Source organism: Maridesulfovibrio bastinii DSM 16055 (assembly GCF_000429985.1).
Classification (GTDB): Bacteria; Desulfobacterota; Desulfovibrionia; order Desulfovibrionales; family Desulfovibrionaceae; genus Maridesulfovibrio; species Maridesulfovibrio bastinii.
On sequence record NZ_AUCX01000007.1, the window covers coordinates 139,514 to 156,359 of the forward strand.

Below are 16,846 nucleotides of genomic sequence, written 5' to 3' on the forward strand. Positions count from 1 at the left end.
ATGAAGATCAGACAGGCTTTATTCGGTCTTTAATTGAGGACCGAAACAAATTTCCTTCATGGCAGAGTTCCGGGTTCCAATGACGGACATAAATTCACCTTTATCAATTTAAATAAAGGTAAAGCTATCTGATGCGGGTGTTCTGGAAGCAGAGCAGAATCAGTGTCTGTCCGGAAATCTCAGGCCTGGCCGTGAGCGGGATTCCCGCCGGTAAATCTGCCGATGGAGGGTAATCTATGGAGTAGGTGTCTCTGAAAATAACATCTAACTAATGTCAAAGTGGATGGATCCACTTAGGTCGCTCAAAATTGGAATAATTCAAGGAGGAATTATTATGTCGCTCGTAATCAACCACAACCTTATGGCAGCTAATGCCAGCCGTAACCTGCAGGCATCATACGGACGTCTTTCAACTTCAACCAGACGTCTGTCCTCGGGACTTCGTGTTGGAACAGCTGCTGATGACGCAGCAGGACTGGCTATTCGCGAACTTATGCGCTCGGATGTTAAGTCTCTTAATCAGGGAATTCGTAATGCAAACGATGCAATTTCCATGATTCAGACCGCAGACGGAGCACTGGGCGTTATCGACGAAAAGCTTATCCGTATGAAGGAACTGGCAACTCAGGCATCAACCGGTACCTATAACTCCGATCAGCGTTTGATTATCGATTCTGAATATCAGGCAATGGCTTCGGAAATTACCCGTATCGCAAATGCTACAGACTTCAACGGTATCCACCTGCTCAACGGTAACATGTCCGGTGAAGTAGATGCCCATGATGGATCAGGCATGAAGTCCAATGGTCCTGTAAAGATCCACTTCGGAACCGGTAACGATTCGGCAGAAGACTACTATTACATCTCGATCGATACCGCTACCGCATCGGCTCTGGGTGTAGGAAGTGCTGCAAACAACTCCATTTCAACACAGGAACTTGCTCAGCAGTCTTTGGAAAAGCTTACCAAGGCGATTATTTCCAAGGATAAGATCCGTGCAAACCTTGGAGCATTGCAGAACAGACTGCAGAACACTATAACCAACCTTTCGGTTCAGGCAGAAAACGTACAGGCTTCTGAATCCCGTATCTCAGACGTTGACGTTGCAACTGAAATGACCGAATTCGTCCGCAACCAGATTCTTACACAGTCAGCGGTTGCGATGTTGTCTCAGGCTAACAGTATGCCTAAGATGGCAATGCAGCTCATCGGCGGTTAGTAATAACAACCCGGTGAGTAGTGAAACTCAGAAAGGGGGATTCGTGATAGCGAATCTCCCTTTTCATTTTTACAGCCCCTCTGTCTGAATACTAAATAAAATTATGACCCGGCAGGGTAAGATTATTAAAATATGGCGAGTTTTAAAAATATAATTGTTCTGAAGACTCGCAAAATATTATTTTTATAACGACTCTTTTTCCGCATTTTTTCCGCACCGATCTCTAATTTTCAGGATTTAATTTTAAAATAAAGATGTATTTTATTTTTGCAAAATATTTCAAAAGTGGTTCCTCATCCAGAGCAAGTTTACTTTTTCACAAAGTTTATTTATTAGTATTTTCCCCTGAGCAAAAGTGATTTTGGGGATGCTTATGCCTGCGTGTCAGGCCGTTTTTCGGCAGGATTTGTTCTTTAAACATGCAGGAATTTATAGTGATTTTTTCAATGAAACCGGTAAATCTTATCCGTTTAAGTCTATTAATTTAGTCTTATTGAGCTGTTATCTTTATTCAAAAAAAGAAAATAATAGCTGAAATTTGATGATAAATGTTCACAAAAGGTGATTTCATCAGAGGCTTTTTCAGTTTTTATTGATAGCAAGTAAGATAAAATTTGACTTGAATTGAAGATTTTTTATTAAAGTCTGGTACCGTTTTCAGAGTTGAAATAAGAAAATAATGCTTCAGAATTCAGAAAAAATGTCTCGGTGCAGGCTTTTCTGTTATTTAATGAGGCCGGAAGCTGCTGAAACTTGTTGCATCCTGATATTGTTGCTCAAAGATAATATCAAGGACTGTATCCCTGAGAATTAAGAGGAGAATTTAAATTGTCTACAAGAACTGTTTATTTCATTGAAGGTGACGGCATCGGTGCCGAAGTATGGGGAGCTGCCCGTCCTGTTCTGGATGCAGCTGTGGAGAAAGCTTACTCCGGTTCTAAAAAGATAGACTGGGTTGAACTGCTTGCCGGTGAAAAAGCATATAAAGCTACCGGAAGTTATCTTCCTCAGGATACTCTTGATACTTTGGCAAAAGCTGATCTGGCAATGAAGGGACCTTTACAGACTCCGGTAGGAAAAGGTTTCCGCAGTCTGAATGTAACTTTGCGTCAGACTTTTGATCTCTATGCCTGTATCCGTCCTATTAAGTACTATGACGGCATTGAATCACCGGTTAAGCGTCCTGATCTGGTTGATATTGTTGTTTTTCGTGAGAATACTGAAGATGTTTATGCTGGCATTGAATACGCTTCCGGCTCTGATGAAGCCAAACGCGTAGCAGAATTTCTTATTGATGAAATGGGTGCAAAGCTTGATCCTAGCGCAGGAATCGGAATCAAGCCTATCACTCCTAAAGGTTCCCGCCGTCTTGTTCGCAGAGCTCTTGATTACGCTCTTGAGCAGAATCGTGATTCAGTAACTCTGGTCCACAAGGGCAACATCATGAAGTTCACCGAGGGTGGCTTCCGTCAGTGGGGATACGATCTGGCTGCTGAAGAATATGCCGGAAAAGTTGTTACCGAGGATAAAGCCGAAGCTGGCAAAGTTGTAATTAAGGACCGTATCGCAGACGCTATGTTCCAGGAAGCCCTTATGCGCCCTGAGCAGTACAGCGTTATCGCAACCACCAACCTTAACGGAGATTATATCTCTGATGCTCTTGCCGCTCAGGTTGGCGGTCTCGGTCTTGCTCCCGGAGTAAACATGGGTGATACCCTTGCAATATACGAAGCAACACACGGAACAGCTCCTACAATTGCAGGAAAAGATATGGCCAACCCCGGCAGCATCCTGCTTTCCGGTGCTATGATGCTTGAAAATATCGGCTGGACTGAAGCTTCAGACCTCATCAAAGGTTCTGTGGTCAAGGCTCTTGCCGCTAAAAAAGTAACAGTCGATCTCGCTTCCCAGATTGCCGGAGCTGAGACTGTTGGCTGCAAGGCTTTCGGAGAGATTCTTCTGTCCAACCTGTAGCAGTTATTTATTTATAATAATCAAAAACAGCCCCCGAGCAGACTGCTTGGGGGCTGTTTTATTTGCGCTGTATGGGATTAATTTATTTTAATCTTCAGCCTGCCTTTTTTAACAGATATTTCAATATAGCAATCCGGGGAATCAAACTTCAGGCTTTGCAGCTTGATCAGCTTCAGATTTCTTATATCAGGAATTACATTCAGCTGTAGTGAACCTTTGGGAATTCTTTTCATGTGTACTTTTTCATCCGGAACAAGCCGAAACTGATAAAGCGGAACTCCGGTTGAAACGTAAACCAGAGAACCTGCAACAGGAAAAGAACACTTGTTGCGGACCGTCACAGCCTGAGCGTTTGAAATGGCAAAAAAGAATATCAGTAGTACCAGAATCGGAATTGATTTTGTCATTCTGTACCTCCTTAAGCCATAACTGTCAGAGCTGAAAATCAGCTGTTTTCTTTTACATACTTTTCAAGTCTATCCATACCTTCAGCAAGGTTTTCCAGAGAATTTGCATAGGAAAGACGGATGAAGCCTTCAGCTCCCTTACCAAAGTCAATACCGGGTGTTACACCTATTGCAGCTTTTTCAAGTATATCAAAAGCCAGTTTGTAAGAACTGCCGCCAAACTTTTCGGCAAGTTTTTTAGCATTGACCAGAATATAAAATGCTCCTGTAGGCTCAACCTTTATTTCAAAGCCCATTTCACGCAGCCGTTTCAACAGAAACAAGCGCCGTTTGTTATAGGTCTGCTTCATCTTTTCCACATCGTCCCATGCGTCTTTGAGAGCGGCAACTCCGGCCCATTGAGCTATGGAGTTCGCGGAAATAAAGAAGTTCTGGCAAAGCTTTTGTAAAGGGCGGACATATTTTTCAGGTGCGATAATATATCCCAGCCGCATTCCGGTCATGGCAAAAATTTTGGAAAAGCCATTCAGTACAAAAGCATGGTCGGTATATTCAAGAATTGTATGCTCCTTACCTTCATATACCAGACCATGGTATATTTCATCTGAAACAATCCACGGTCCCATTTCGGCTATTTCTTTCATCCTTTCCGGGGAAAGAAGAGTTCCTGCCGGATTGCTGGGAGAATTCAGCATGATAGCTTTAGTTTTATCATTCATTTTTTTACGGATTTCTTCCGGGCGAAATTGGAAACCGTCATCTTCAAAAATAGGAACTCTTAAAGCTTCACCATCTGCAAAAGCAATAAAATTATCATAACAGGCATAGCATGGATCGGACAGGATTACGTTTTCACCGGGATCAAGTAGAAAGGTGAACAGGAGCAGCATGGCCGGTGAAGTGCCTTGAGTCACTATAATTCTTCCGGGATCAACATCAACGTTATACTCTTTTTTGTAATAATCGCTGATAGCATTACGAAGCTCTTCAACCCCGAGGCTGTGGGTGTAATGTGTCTGGCCATCCTGAAGCGCCTTGCAGCAGGCGTCTTTTACACATTGAGGCGTGTCGAAATCAGGCTCACCTACCTCCATGTGGATTACCTTTTTACCGGCGCGCTCCATTTTCTGAGCCGCTTCCAGCACGTCCATGACTAGAAAAGGTGATATCTTACAGGCTCTTTTTGAAATACATTCCATGGAATTTACTCCTGTTTTTTATGAAGCTGTCTGAATACTGCCGGCAAACGAAATTATGGTTCTGCCGTGTTCCGATAGCAGAATTTGAATCACAGGCTCATAAATAATTTATGGCCCTTTGAAGCATTAATAGAATATAACCTTATAATGTAATTGAAATAATAAAGTGGATTAAGATTAAAACGTGCCGGGGCCGGTTGTCTATAGTCAAGCGCTGTGCTTTTATAGTTAAAAAGTTATTTTTTCTTTTTTTTATTATTCAACAGTTCTTTTATTCAGGTACATTTTTAGAAAAGAAGGTGTGAATGATTTATTATCGCGATGGAAAAATGCAGGAAGGGGAGCTTTCAGTGGCACCGATGCAACCTGCTTTCAGAACCGGGTACGGTTTCTATGAAACTATTGCATGGAACAGACGTACTGTCTGTCATTTGAATCTTCACCTTGTCAGAGTGATGGCCAGTCTTGAGGAATTTTGCATTACTCCCGATGAAGTAGATTATGAAAAAGTTCTACCGGAAGTTGTCGCTGCAAACGGTCTTTCCGATTCATTTGCCAGAATAAATTTGTTTTATCCTCTTGAAAACGGCAGAGCCAGAACCATAGTCACCGCTGATCCTTTTGATTATCAGCCGGAGCGAGTCTGGAAAATGAGGATCAGGGATGAAATATTTCTTTCAGAAATGATGCGTCATAAAACAATGAGCCACATGGAATATTTCATAGCCTGGCAGCAGGCTGTGGCTGAAGGTGCGGATGATTCGGTCTTTTGTGATCCGGCAGGGAATATTCTTGAATCAAGTGTTTCGGCACTTGTTTTTTCACGTGACGGGCATTTCTATGAGACTGAAACAAATTATAAATTGCCAAGTACTGCTCTTGCCGTTGCAGCTCAACACCTTAAAATAGAAAGAAAAGTAATACCACTCTCGGCAGCAGGAGATTATGAATATGTGTATGCCTTGAACTCTCTTGGAGGGATGATACCTGTCTCAGAACTAGGAGAGTACAGTTACAAGCTTGACTTTGGTACGGCGGCAAAGATTACAAGGCTGATATTATCGTGAAAAAAAGCCTCCGAAAAAATCGGAGGCTTTAATATTTCTTAGCAGTGGCAATATGGAATTTTAGTACTTGAATCCGAGAAGATCTCTGATTTCTTCCATATTTTCTTTAGCTTTTGCTCTGGCTTTTTTAGATCCCTCGTCGAGAATCTGCCATACATGGTCCGGGTTTTCGTCAAGCTTTCTGCGGCGTTCCTGCATCGGCTCAAGGAATTCGGTAATTTTTTCAACGAGAAGTTTTTTACAGTCCACACATCCCCACGATGCATTACGGCATCCTTCTTCTATCTCAGCACACTTTTCCTGACTGGAAAGAAGCTTGTGGTAAGGGTAGAGGTTGCATATTTCAGGATCACCCGGATCGTTCTTTCTGAGTCTGTTTTTATCTGTGAGCATGCTCATTATTTTGGGCTTTACCTCTTCCATGCAGTCACGGAGGTATATGCCGTTATTATAGCTTTTACTCATCTTGCGGCCGTCAAGACCCGGAAGTTTTGCTTCCTCGGTCAGCATTGCCTGAGGTTCTGGGAAGAATTCACCGTTGAGGTAGTTGAAACGGCGGGCTATTTCGCGTGTCAGTTCCATGTGCGGAAGCTGGTCCTGTCCAACAGGCACTGCAAACGGTTTGTACATGAGGATGTCAGTAGCCATGAGCACCGGGTATCCGAGGAAACCGTATGTACTGAGGTCCTTCTGTGAAAGCTGCTGACACATTTCCTTATATGTGGGGTTGCGTTCAAGCCAGCTTACCGGAGTCATCATGGAAAGCAGCAGGTGCAGTTCTGCATGCTCTTTTACCTGTGACTGGTGAAAAATAACGCATTTTTGAGGATCAAGACCAGCTGCAACCCAGTCTTTAACCAGTTCCGGAACAAAACCTTTAATGCGGCGAGGATCAGCGTATTCACTTGTTAAAGCATGCCAGTCCGCGACAAAGAAATAACATTCGTGTTCTTCCTGAATTTTGAGCCAGTTGACCAGAACACCGAAAAAATGTCCAAGGTGTAACGGTCCTGTAGGTCTCATGCCGGATACAATACGGTTGTTTTTAGCTGTCATGACAATTTTATATCCTGTTGAGCTGTTTTTATTAAAGCAGCAGGTTCAATGAGAAGTTGACTGCCGGGTAGATAATTTTCCCAAGCAGTCCCAAAAAAGCCAGTAAAATTATAACGATAAAACCGTAACGCTCGAAAGAAAGGTATTTGAATGCCATTTCACGCGGGAGCAGACCTGCAACAATCTTGCTTCCGTCAAGCGGAGGAATCGGTATCAGATTGAAAAAGCAAAGAGCCAGATTGATCATAATTCCGGCATTTATGATTAATGCCAGAGGCTTTAATATGTGCATCTCCATTTCGCTCACTTGTGTAATATTAAGTGAATGGAGATAGCGATAGGCAAGAGTGAATACTACCGCAAGTGCAAAATTAGCTGCCGGACCGGCTATGGAGACCAGCATCATCCCTTTGATTGGATTTTTGAAATATGATGGGTTTATGGGCACAGGTTTAGCCCAGCCTATCATCTGGGTTACAATAAGAGCTATTGTTCCCACCGGGTCGAGGTGTTTTAAGGGATTAAGAGTCAGTCTGCCTGAATTTTTGGCCGTGGGGTCACCAAGAAGCCATGCAACATAGCCGTGTGATGCTTCATGGAATGTTATGGCCAGCAGAAAAGGCAGAGCCACTATTGAAATATTTCTTATGATGCCACTTATATCAAACATATTTATAGATGAGCTGAGTTGGTTTCAGCCGCGTGGTAGACTGTTTTAATGGTGCGGATAGATATTTCCGCCTGTGGAATTCGGGCTAGCATGATCTTTTACACGGGGCAAGAAAAAAGGGTTGAACTCAATTGGAGAACAACCCTGATGCTGTAAAAAGTAATGTATTATTTTAGAGTCTTATAAAAAAATCTTGTTTCAGGATGCTTTTTGGAGAGCCTGACTTACTTTGAGTTTAAGCTCGGTAAGATCAACTGATTTTACCACATAGTAATCTGCTGCAATTGATTTCAGATCGTGTTTAAAGCTGTCGTAGGCTGTACTCAAAATGACCGGGATAGTCTGGTTTTCCCTTCTTATCTCCTGCAGGAGATCAAGCCCGGATCTGTCAATTCCGAGTTTAATATCCAGAATTATCAGGCTGGGATTTTCCTTGTGTATAACCGAGAGTATGTCTTCGCTTCCGTCTGAAGTGACAACGGTATATCCCTCGGCTTCAAGTTCTTCCCTGTATAGCATACGAATATGTTTTTCATCATCTACTACAAGAATTATTGGGGAGGTCATTATTTGCTCCTTGGGTGAAGATTCATTTATTATGATACTAAAGCAAATTTTATGTTTGGGTCAACAATTATACAATTTTTTAGAAATAAAATATTTTCCGGTTAAGTACTGCTGATCAATATCTCTTTAAATATTTTACCATATCGGCTTTTAATATTGATGTTTATAAATGATACTCTCAATCTATGGGAAATCAAACCGTAAACATAATTAAAATTAATTTGCTCAGACCCTGTTTTTTTAAAAGTTAACCGTAGAATATTTTACCTTTGCATATCATACTTTGGAGGTATGCAAAAGCTTGAAGAAAGCGGTGATTAAAGATAATGCCTTTTTCACAAGGAATTCCTTTCAAAGTGAGGAGAATAAAATGGTTGAAGTAAGGCTTGAACCCCGAGGAAAAGAGATTACTTTTACAAAATTAAATACCGTGCTGCAGCTTTTGAACAAGCTTGAGCTTCGTCATACTGATGTGCTGGTTATAAGGGACGGAGAGCTTTTGACTCAGGATTGCCGAATTGAAAAGGACGATAAAATAATCGTTAGAAACGTTATGTCAGTCGGGTAAAGAAAATATGAAATGTAAAGTCTGCAAGAAAAAAGCAGTTGTCAGTCTGCCAAGCCATAATGCCGCTTTCTGTCCTGAATGTTACGATAAATTTTATATGAAACAGGTCAGTGAAGGAATCAGAAAACGTAAACTGCTGGAAAGGGATGATAAAATTCTAGTAGCTCTTTCCGGTGGTAAAGATTCACTGAGCCTCATGTACGCTCTGGCTGAGCTTGGTTACAATGTCACCGGGCTGCATATTGATCTCGGAATTCCGAATTCTTCAGAAAAAGCCCGTTCCGTAATTGAGGATTTCTGTTCCGAGCACGGGTTTAAACTCATTGTCAGCGAGATGGAGAAAGAAGGATTACCCATGCCGCTGGTGAAAAAGCATATCCGCCGGCCCATCTGTTCCGTCTGCGGCAAGGTAAAGCGTCATTATTTTAATAAGGTTGCTCTTGAGCATGACTTTACGGCTCTTGCCACAGGGCATAATTTAGATGACGAGGTGGCAAGACTTTTTGCAAATACACTGCGCTGGGATCAGTCCTACCTTTCTGATCAGGGCCCTTTGCTGCCAGCGGAAAATGGATTTGCTAAAAAAGTTAAGCCACTTTTCAGGCTTACTGAATTCGAAAATGCCAACTTCGCTTTTCTTAAAGGTATCCCTTATCATCATTTGCCTTGTCCCTATAGCGGGGGAGCCAGTTTCACCGGGCACAAAATGCTCTGGCGCGATCTTGAGTTCAAGAGTCCGGGTACCAAACGTGCTTTTTATGAAGGTTTCCTCGACCGTGGAGCACCGGCTTTCGCAGCTTTTCATGAGAAGAAGGGTGTTGAAGTTGTTCCCTGTACTGAATGCGGTTGCCCGACTTCAGCCGGAGTCTGCGGTGTATGCCGGATAAAGTCTCAGCTTAATGAAGCGCTGGAGGAAGAAAAGTAATGAAGAGTCCTGTGGTCTCAGTAACAATGCCCTGCTATAATTGTGCTGAAACCGTCGGGACTGCTGTTGAGAGTATTCTTAATCAGAGCTTTGAAGATTTTGAGCTAGTGGCTGTTGACGACGGTTCAACGGATTCAACAGCCAGTGTTCTCAAGGGCTATGCCGAGAAGGATAGCAGAATCAGGCCGGTGTTCATTGAACATCGCGGTGTCGTAGGGGCCGCCAATGCTGCCCTGTCAGCCAGCAGCGGAAGGTTTGTGGCCCGCATGGATGCCGATGATTATTCACTTCCGGACAGACTTGCGTGTCAGGTGGATTTTTTAAATAAGAATCCTGAAATTGGATTAACAGCATGTCTGGTGAATTTTGGCGGGGATCGCAAAAAGAATTTTGGATATGCCTGCTATGTGGACTGGATTAATACTCTGGTTACCCATGAGGAAATTTCGCTGCACCGTTTTGTGGAATTTCCCTTTGCAAATCCGTCTATAATGATGCGCCGTGAACTGCTGGATAAATACGGAGCCTTCAGGGAAGGTGATTTCCCTGAAGATTATGAACTTGTTTTGCGTTTTCTTGAAAGCGGAGTGCGCATGGAAAAGGTCCGTAAGGAACTTTTTGTCTGGAATGATCCGCCGGGCAGACTTTCGCGTAACCATCCCAAATACAGTGTTGATTCATTTTACAGGATCAAAAGTGAGTATCTTTATCGCTGGCTCGAGAGTGGAAACGCTCTGCATCCTGAAGTTATTGTGCTTGGTTCGAGCAGGCTGGACCGGAAAAGAGCTTCAATACTTGAAAACTACGGCGTAAATATTAAGGCTTATGTTGATATCAACCCGGATAAAATAGGTAAGGTTGTTTCAGGTAAACCGGTTATTTCACTTGAAGATATTCCAAAGCCGGGAAAATGTTTTTTATTGTCTTATGTAGCGACCCGCGGGGCCCGGGATAAAGTAGCTTCTTTTCTTAACGGCAAAGGTTATGCCATGGGGCGTGATTACCTTCTGGTCGCCTAGCAGCACACAATTTTTATGCCGTCTTAATGGTCTCAGCTGAACCTTTTTTTGATGAAATTTTTTATGCTTTGAATAGCACTGCTTTTTTCTTTGCAGGGACATTCATCAGTTGCTTCATCATCCCACCATTGCAGATCATGAAACTCCACCGGGAGCCGCAGGGTTAAAAACGGAATGAAGAAATTGATGACATTTTCTTTGGCTGCATCGCGGCATTTGTCAAAATTAAAAAATACATCCCCTATAAACCAGGCCTGATCTTTCTGCGTTTTAGGTTCCGTGGGTTTTACATACATGAAGTCGGGATCAAGATCTGATGAAAGGCTGGCATCATGGAATCTGGAGAAAATCTGCTGAACTTTGCTGCGCTCGGAATTATTTCCGTAAACATCTATAATGAAGGTGAAGCGTAAAAAGCCTGATTCCTCACCGGAAAAATTTCTGGATATTTTAACCATCCCTTCTTTGATGGTTTGTTCATTATTATCAAGAAAAAGATCGAAGGCACAGAAACCGATAAAATTATCCGGATCTTCAAGCTTATCTAATTGTTCTTCGATTTCTACTATACCTTCAGACATTTGTGTTTCCCCACGGTTAGTTGATTCAAACTATTTTCCGTTAACATTAAGTATTGCCTTCAACAAGCTTTAATAGGCTGGAATCTCTGTAACGGATGCTGGAATTAAAAAAACGGTTCCAGAAGCAGTGAAGCCGTTTCCGGAACCGTTTTTATTTTATTCAGTAATAATGTTTGGGATAATTATTCTTCTTTTTCGTTTTCTATTTCATCCCGAGTGTCGTCATTTTTATCATCAAGGCCGAAACCGGAATCAGCTCCACGCTTTCTTACCATGTAAGAAATGCCGAAGATAATAACCAGAAACAGAATAATGTTTTCCACAAATTCTCCGCCCATGACGACCCCCGGTGTATTATTTAAAGATTAAATGCTTCACCTTAGGATACAATATCATGGCCAGCAGTACAACTGCTGAAAGCACTGAAAGTATGCCGTGGGTTTCAATTTCAGCAGGATTTACCCAGCTTGAGATATCAAGCCCGAGGAGTGAATACAGCCAGTTTGTCAGCATGCCGAGAATAAGAGCACTGACTATAATGCTGCACAAGTATATAAACGCTGATTTTCGGCCAAGCATTTTAGTCACAACAGTGAAGGATGCTGCATTGGTGGCCGGGCCGGCCAGCAGAAAGACCAGAGCTGCTCCGGGTGATAAGCCTTTAAGGGCAAGAGCCGCTGCAATGGGAGTTGATGCAGTGGCACAAACATATAATGGAACCGCGGCAACAAGCATAATCAGCAGTGATAGGAAACCGTCACCAAGGTTGTTTTCAATAAAGCCTTCAGGAATCAGAGCAGAAAAAATACCGGCTAGAATCACTCCTGCAATGAACCATGTTCCAATATCCTGTAACAGTTCACCGAAAGCATATTCAAGACCATATTTTATTTGGGGTATGACTCCTTTAGGAGATTCTCCGTGGCTGTGACCATGCTCGTCATGCCCGCATCCGCAGCCTGAGCATCCGCAATCACCTGAATTGCAGCTGCCTTCATCCAGATCTGCAACCGGACCTAATTTTATTTCCTGCATTGCTACGTTTTTTTGCGTATCTTTTTTATCAAAAAAATTGACTGCAATTCCGGCGGCTATTGCTGATATGAATGCTGTCAGCGGTCTCAATACGGTCATCACCGGGTCCAGCAGGGCCCATGTAACCGCGATGGAGTCTACTCCGGTTTCAGGTGTGGAGATAAGAAATGATGCGGTTGCACCTTTTCCTGCACCCTGTTCTTTTATCTGGGCCGCAGCCGGTATTACTCCGCAACTGCAAAGGGGAATGGGGATGCCGAGCAGTGAAGCTTTTACAATATCAGATGTTTTACCGGAACCAAGATTTTTGCTTACAAAATCAGGCTTAACAAAGGCTTTAAGCAACCCGGCGACAAAGAATCCAAAGATCATGAACGGAGCGGACTCAAGAAGTACGCGCCATGATTCATAAATTATATTTAAAACTATATTGGTCATAACTATTACCTCGGCTAACGGTGTCCGGCGTGTTCAATAGCCTTTTTTATAAGTGTTTCAACATGCTCGTCATCAAGGCTGTAAAGGGCTTTGCGGCCGATTTTTTCATATTTAACCATTTTGGCGGTGCGCAGCAGTCTTAATTGATGAGATACGGCAGAGTGACTCATACCGAGCAGTTCTGAAATATCGCAGACACACAGATTTTCAATGGAAAGGGCGTGCAGTATTCCAACCCTGACAGGATCGCCGAGGAGGCTGAAAGTCTGGGCCAGCTCTGATATGGTTTTTTTGTCACACATTTCTTCCCGGACTTTGTTTATCGCATCCGGGTGGGGGGAATGAGTTTCACAACATTCTTGTCCTGAAGCCATTTTTTTCTCCTATGAATATATGAGCATTTGTTCATATATTAGTGCAAAGTTGGCTTATGTCAAGGTTTTGTGACACTGATCCCCCAATCATCAATATATATGTTTATGTTTGCGGCCTTAGTAATGATGGGGTAGTATGCCACCTGAATAATCAGGTCGGTCTGTGATCAGAATTGAATATCGGCCGTGGTTATGTTGTCCTTTACTGTTGGCAGGGCAACCGGTTTAATAAAATTTCAAAAGATATTTCCTTTCAGGGTTGATGATGGAATCAGAAAGATCTGTATTTGACAAATTCACAGTAGCGGTAGCTTCGGATTTAATGGGATTGGTACCAATTCTTCTGGAAACAATGTCTGCTGATGTTCTGACCATGCGTAACCGTATGCAGAAGGGTGATTATGACGGAGTTGCGAGAAAAGCCCATTCTTCGCGCGGTGCGGCAATGACCTACGGTTTTGACCATTATGCGGATCTGCTGCATAGCGTTGAGTTGTATGCGGCAAGAAAGGATGCTGCCCGTCTCAAGGGAAGAATTGCGGTTCTGAACAGTTATCTGAATCGTGTAGAAGTAAGACTGGCAGACTGCAGGTGCTGAGATCCCAGATTTTTCAGCAGGAAGTTCATGGCCTTGAGCCCTATGCCGGGATAGATGCTTTCTCGCGGTCCGGCAATATTCAATATTTTTATTCCTGTTGATTTAATCCACGCCATAAGGGATTTATCATCCTGTTCTGAAATTAGCGGAATTACAGCCGTTGGTCTTGAATGTTTTCTGGCCAGATTTATTGTAAGTGCTGTCCCCTTGGACATGGCTTCGCCCGGAAGAACAAGAGTTCCGTCTGATTCAATTATGTTTTTTTCTGTCCGCTTGCGATAATCACCTTCGGTTGTTTCTTTCAGATTATATCTGTGGTCTATCCTTCCGTCCTCAGCTTTTCTTCCTTTAGGGCACCACCCTCCATGGGGTATTCCCAGCTGTATTGCCGCGTCAAGGGCGGCTCTATCCACACCTGTCTGACCGCCGGAAATTATTTTAAAACCCTCAGGCAGAGTTGTTTCCACAGGGCTGAAAGAGCCTATGGCAGAGGAGGAGATGTCACCACAGTATGGACACCTGACGATATCAATAGTTCCGGGAAGTGCCGGGACAACTTCATAGTTTTCAATTTTATCTGTCCATGAACAGGAAGGGCAGGTGCGATAGCCCGCTGCCCCGTATAATGAGATGTCTTCCATTTTTTTCGCTTTAGTTATCGGGTATTATTACAACCTGTAATTCAGGAATCCTTGTCAGTCGGTCAAGATCAAGAGTCAGACTCAGCTCTCCGGGAATAAAAAGTGTTCCTTTGAAGCCTGATTCAATTCGCTGCCAGACCTCTTCCGGTGCGCAGTAGTCCAGCTTGTCTTTGCAGATTACCAGTAGATTGTTTGAACTTACAGGTTTTCTATCCTTGCCGAGAACCATGCACGGATCGGTCATAACCAGATCCTCCTGCATAAGCGAGTGGATGGTTTCGGTCAGCCTGTTTTCATCAATCGGTTTTATGAGCGAGGCATCTCCACCTGCAGTTGATCCTTCTGCCAGAGCACTGATAACAACTACCGGTATGTGCGCGGTGCGTGGATTCTCACGGAGTTTTTTAATAGCCTCAGCTCCGTCCATACGCGGCATTTTTAAATCCATTGTAATAAGCCCCGGCAGTTCTTTTTCCGCAATGGCGAGAGCTTCTTCTCCGTTGTTTGCTGAAATTATCCGGTAGCCTTCATCTTCAAGCACCTGTGAAAGGAACTCATTCAGCGCCGGATCATCATCGACAACAAGTATCAGTGGATGGTTCATGTTGTTGGATTTTCGTGCGAGGGATTTCAGAGTTGTATCGCACGAGTCATCCGTAGTCTGTGGAGTTGCTACAGCTTTGTTTAAAGGCAGACTGAAACAGAATGTGCTTCCCATTCCAAGCTGGCTTTCGACCCAGATTTTTCCGTTATGATATTCTATGATCTGTTTGCAGATTGGCAGGCCAAGACCAGTGCCACGCGGTTTTCCGGTGAGGGTATCACCGGCCTGTTTAAATCTGGCGAATATTTTATCCTGATCTGCCGGTGAGATACCTGTTCCTGAATCTTCAACACAGATAAGTATCTCATCGTTTTTAACTTTAGCACGGCAGTTTATAAAGCCATCAGATGTAAATTTGACTGCATTGGAAATCAGGTTGACCATGACCTGTATCAGCCGGTCATGGTCTCCGGTGATTATCGGCAGCTGTTCATCTATAATAGTATTTATTTCCAGTTTCTTGGCTGACCACAACGGTTTGGTTGTTTGAATTGATGTTTTGATGATCTCATTGAGATCAACATCATTACTTTTCCATTCGACTTTTCCTGCTTCCATTTTAGCTATGTCGAGCACATCGTTAATAAGCTCTGTAAGGCGTTGGCCTTCGGAAACAATAATATCGATATTATCCTGAATTTGAACCATCGCCCTTTCTGATTTGCGGTCTGTTGTCTGGCAAAGGGGGAAAACATTTTTTTCCAGTTTTTTTCTGATAATTTTTGCAAACCCCAGAATAGAGGTCATGGGAGTCCTGAGTTCATGGGAAACAGTGGATATAAAGTCTGTTTTTAAATTATCCAGTTCCTTTTCATAAGTAATATCACGGACCATTATTACCGCGCCTAAGCACATATCAGGATCATTATCAGAGATTTTTTTATGGATAGCCGTGGCTTCGGCTATAAGTATCCTGTTTTGATCAAGAGAAAGTTCAGCGTTAAAGATGCCTTGATCCCATTCTTTAACCTCATCGAACAGTTCCGATATCTCTTTCGGGAAAAAGGCTTCAAGGCTTACTCCTTCCAGCTTCTTATCTTCAAGCCCGAAGAGTTCCGACAATGCAGGGTTGGTGAGTGAAATTTTACCGAAGACATCCACGACAAGAAGTCCGTCTGTCAGGTTGTCTATGATCACTTCAAGATAGGTTAAGGTATCCTGAAGTTCCGAAGTGGATTTTTTAACTGACTGCTCAAGCTTTGAGATCAGACTTGTCAGCTCACTGGCCATACTGCGCATAGTGTTGGCCAGTATGCCAATCTCATCTTTTGATTTGATATCCACTGTGGCTGTAAAATCGTGGCTGGATAATTTTTTAGCGTATTCTGTAAGCAGGTCCAGAGGACGTGATATTCTGTTGACCAGAAGGTAGAGTATGAAGACGCTGCCCCAGAAAATAAAAAACATGAGAATTTGAAGTCTGGCAATGGCCATCCAGACATAATGGGTGATAATTCCTTTATCCATGCCGACATGAACCAAACCGGCTTTGCCAGCCAGTATCGGCTTGGAGATATCAATTATTTTACCGAACCCTTCTATGTTGAGTTCCTTGACAGACTCTCCTTTTTCCTTAGCTGTTTCATTGATTAGATTGTCTGGTATTTCAGGAACAAAGGTGTGAGATATGATTTCCCCTTTGTCATCTTCAACGTAAACATAGGCGGCACCGTCTATTTCGAGAAACTGATCTATCATGGACTGCACGGTTGCCATATCTCTGTTCAGCAGTATTTCCACGCTGGAGCTTGAAATACTGCTGGCGATTGCTTTTCCCTTACTGATATATTCATATATCATGTGGTTATAGAGGGTCAGGGCGGACATCACCGACATGGAAATGGAAATAATGCCGAATAGAATAAAGTTTACCAGAAGGGTTTTTTGGAAAATTTTAGACATTT

The 16,846-nt window shown here is 43.0% G+C and carries 18 protein-coding genes; 7 read left to right on the forward strand and 11 right to left on the reverse strand.

Annotation, left to right across the window (positions count from 1 at the left end):
* The first annotated feature begins 334 nt into the window (after positions 1–334).
* A complete protein-coding gene (locus G496_RS0102785) occupies positions 335–1,219 on the forward strand; it encodes a flagellin N-terminal helical domain-containing protein (RefSeq protein WP_027177928.1) in 885 nt (294 codons plus the stop codon).
* Positions 1,220–2,047: 828 nt separating this feature from the next.
* Entirely contained in the window at positions 2,048–3,193 is a 1,146-nt protein-coding gene (gene icd, locus G496_RS0102790) for an NADP-dependent isocitrate dehydrogenase (RefSeq protein WP_027177929.1), read from the forward strand.
* A gap of 77 nt (positions 3,194–3,270) precedes the next feature.
* On the opposite strand, the gene G496_RS0102795 is transcribed toward icd, so the two are convergent.
* On the reverse strand, positions 3,271–3,600 hold the full coding sequence (locus G496_RS0102795) for a hypothetical protein (RefSeq protein WP_027177930.1): 330 nt from the start codon (positions 3,598–3,600) through the stop codon (positions 3,271–3,273).
* Positions 3,601–3,638: 38 nt separating this feature from the next.
* Complete coding sequence (locus G496_RS0102800) at positions 3,639–4,799, reverse strand: pyridoxal phosphate-dependent aminotransferase (protein ID WP_027177931.1); 1,161 nt, start codon at positions 4,797–4,799, stop codon at positions 3,639–3,641.
* A 305-nt stretch (positions 4,800–5,104) separates the two neighbouring features.
* Between G496_RS0102800 and G496_RS0102805 the strand changes: the two genes are divergently transcribed.
* Positions 5,105–5,866 (forward strand): aminotransferase class IV, encoded by a 762-nt coding sequence (locus G496_RS0102805; RefSeq protein WP_027177932.1) that lies wholly within the window; start codon positions 5,105–5,107, stop codon positions 5,864–5,866.
* Positions 5,867–5,926: 60 nt separating this feature from the next.
* Here G496_RS0102805 and trpS read toward each other — a convergent pair whose 3' ends face one another.
* From trpS to G496_RS0102820, 3 genes are all read right to left on the reverse strand, one after another.
* Positions 5,927–6,922, reverse strand: a complete 996-nt coding sequence (trpS, locus tag G496_RS0102810; RefSeq protein WP_027177933.1) for a tryptophan--tRNA ligase — start codon at positions 6,920–6,922, stop codon at positions 5,927–5,929.
* Between the two features lie 31 nt (positions 6,923–6,953).
* Positions 6,954–7,592, reverse strand: coding sequence for a site-2 protease family protein (locus G496_RS0102815; protein WP_027177934.1), 639 nt, complete (start codon positions 7,590–7,592; stop codon positions 6,954–6,956).
* 198 nt (positions 7,593–7,790) lie between these two features.
* On the reverse strand, positions 7,791–8,159 hold the full coding sequence (locus tag G496_RS0102820) for a response regulator (RefSeq protein WP_027177935.1): 369 nt from the start codon (positions 8,157–8,159) through the stop codon (positions 7,791–7,793).
* 370 nt (positions 8,160–8,529) lie between these two features.
* Here G496_RS0102820 and G496_RS0102825 point away from each other — a divergent pair, with 370 nt between their 5' ends.
* From G496_RS0102825 to G496_RS0102835, 3 genes are read left to right on the forward strand one after another with little or no spacing between them, the layout of a single operon-like run.
* Positions 8,530–8,727 carry a hypothetical protein gene (locus G496_RS0102825; protein ID WP_027177936.1) on the forward strand — a complete coding sequence of 66 codons (198 nt, stop codon included), beginning with the start codon at positions 8,530–8,532 and terminating at the stop codon, positions 8,725–8,727.
* Between the two features lie 7 nt (positions 8,728–8,734).
* Positions 8,735–9,652, forward strand: a complete 918-nt coding sequence (locus G496_RS0102830) for a PP-loop family protein (protein WP_027177937.1) — start codon at positions 8,735–8,737, stop codon at positions 9,650–9,652.
* Positions 9,652–10,671, forward strand: a complete 1,020-nt coding sequence (locus G496_RS0102835) for a glycosyltransferase family 2 protein (RefSeq protein WP_027177938.1) — start codon at positions 9,652–9,654, stop codon at positions 10,669–10,671. The genes G496_RS0102830 and G496_RS0102835 overlap by 1 nt, the downstream gene beginning before the upstream one ends.
* A gap of 32 nt (positions 10,672–10,703) precedes the next feature.
* On the opposite strand, the gene G496_RS0102840 is transcribed toward G496_RS0102835, so the two are convergent.
* The 4 genes from G496_RS0102840 to G496_RS0102855 form a co-directional block, all read right to left on the reverse strand.
* Positions 10,704–11,252, reverse strand: a complete 549-nt coding sequence (locus tag G496_RS0102840; protein WP_027177939.1) for a hypothetical protein — start codon at positions 11,250–11,252, stop codon at positions 10,704–10,706.
* 182 nt (positions 11,253–11,434) lie between these two features.
* Complete coding sequence (locus tag G496_RS21040; RefSeq protein WP_156900580.1) at positions 11,435–11,590, reverse strand: hypothetical protein; 156 nt, start codon at positions 11,588–11,590, stop codon at positions 11,435–11,437.
* Between the two features lie 16 nt (positions 11,591–11,606).
* Positions 11,607–12,725: an SO_0444 family Cu/Zn efflux transporter gene (locus G496_RS0102850; protein WP_027177940.1), complete on the reverse strand. Its 1,119-nt coding sequence runs from the start codon at positions 12,723–12,725 to the stop codon at positions 11,607–11,609.
* Positions 12,726–12,739: 14 nt separating this feature from the next.
* Entirely contained in the window at positions 12,740–13,099 is a 360-nt protein-coding gene (locus tag G496_RS0102855; RefSeq protein ID WP_027177941.1) for an ArsR/SmtB family transcription factor, read from the reverse strand.
* 322 nt (positions 13,100–13,421) lie between these two features.
* Between G496_RS0102855 and G496_RS0102860 the strand changes: the two genes are divergently transcribed.
* Positions 13,422–13,697 carry an Hpt domain-containing protein gene (locus tag G496_RS0102860; protein ID WP_211233824.1) on the forward strand — a complete coding sequence of 92 codons (276 nt, stop codon included), beginning with the start codon at positions 13,422–13,424 and terminating at the stop codon, positions 13,695–13,697.
* On the opposite strand, the gene G496_RS0102865 is transcribed toward G496_RS0102860, so the two are convergent.
* Together G496_RS0102865 and G496_RS0102870 are read right to left on the reverse strand one after the other, a co-directional pair.
* A complete protein-coding gene (locus tag G496_RS0102865; protein ID WP_084407469.1) occupies positions 13,652–14,338 on the reverse strand; it encodes a putative molybdenum carrier protein in 687 nt (228 codons plus the stop codon). The two genes, G496_RS0102860 and G496_RS0102865, sit on opposite strands and share 46 nt — an antisense overlap.
* A 10-nt stretch (positions 14,339–14,348) precedes the next feature.
* Positions 14,349–16,844 (reverse strand): ATP-binding protein, encoded by a 2,496-nt coding sequence (locus G496_RS0102870; protein WP_027177944.1) that lies wholly within the window; start codon positions 16,842–16,844, stop codon positions 14,349–14,351.
* Between the last annotated feature and the right edge of the window lie 2 nt (positions 16,845–16,846).

Bases quoted from the DNA above. Each gene is read 5' to 3' on its own strand.
- G496_RS0102860 (WP_211233824.1), top strand. From the start codon at position 13,422: ATGGGATTGGTACCAATTCTTCTGGAAACAATGTCTGCTGATGTTCTG.
- G496_RS0102800 (WP_027177931.1), bottom strand. From the start codon at position 4,799: ATGGAATGTATTTCAAAAAGAGCCTGTAAGATATCACCTTTTCTAGTC.
- G496_RS0102820 (WP_027177935.1), bottom strand. From the start codon at position 8,159: ATGACCTCCCCAATAATTCTTGTAGTAGATGATGAAAAACATATTCGT.
- G496_RS0102805 (WP_027177932.1), top strand. From the start codon at position 5,105: ATGATTTATTATCGCGATGGAAAAATGCAGGAAGGGGAGCTTTCAGTG.
- G496_RS0102855 (WP_027177941.1), bottom strand. From the start codon at position 13,099: ATGGCTTCAGGACAAGAATGTTGTGAAACTCATTCCCCCCACCCGGAT.
- G496_RS21040 (WP_156900580.1), bottom strand. From the start codon at position 11,590: ATGGGCGGAGAATTTGTGGAAAACATTATTCTGTTTCTGGTTATTATC.
- trpS (WP_027177933.1), bottom strand. From the start codon at position 6,922: ATGACAGCTAAAAACAACCGTATTGTATCCGGCATGAGACCTACAGGA.
- G496_RS0102795 (WP_027177930.1), bottom strand. From the start codon at position 3,600: ATGACAAAATCAATTCCGATTCTGGTACTACTGATATTCTTTTTTGCC.
- G496_RS0102840 (WP_027177939.1), bottom strand. From the start codon at position 11,252: ATGTCTGAAGGTATAGTAGAAATCGAAGAACAATTAGATAAGCTTGAA.
- G496_RS0102825 (WP_027177936.1), top strand. From the start codon at position 8,530: ATGGTTGAAGTAAGGCTTGAACCCCGAGGAAAAGAGATTACTTTTACA.
- G496_RS0102865 (WP_084407469.1), bottom strand. From the start codon at position 14,338: ATGGAAGACATCTCATTATACGGGGCAGCGGGCTATCGCACCTGCCCT.
- G496_RS0102850 (WP_027177940.1), bottom strand. From the start codon at position 12,725: ATGACCAATATAGTTTTAAATATAATTTATGAATCATGGCGCGTACTT.
- G496_RS0102815 (WP_027177934.1), bottom strand. From the start codon at position 7,592: ATGTTTGATATAAGTGGCATCATAAGAAATATTTCAATAGTGGCTCTG.
- G496_RS0102870 (WP_027177944.1), bottom strand. From the start codon at position 16,844: ATGTCTAAAATTTTCCAAAAAACCCTTCTGGTAAACTTTATTCTATTC.
- G496_RS0102835 (WP_027177938.1), top strand. From the start codon at position 9,652: ATGAAGAGTCCTGTGGTCTCAGTAACAATGCCCTGCTATAATTGTGCT.
- G496_RS0102785 (WP_027177928.1), top strand. From the start codon at position 335: ATGTCGCTCGTAATCAACCACAACCTTATGGCAGCTAATGCCAGCCGT.
- G496_RS0102830 (WP_027177937.1), top strand. From the start codon at position 8,735: ATGAAATGTAAAGTCTGCAAGAAAAAAGCAGTTGTCAGTCTGCCAAGC.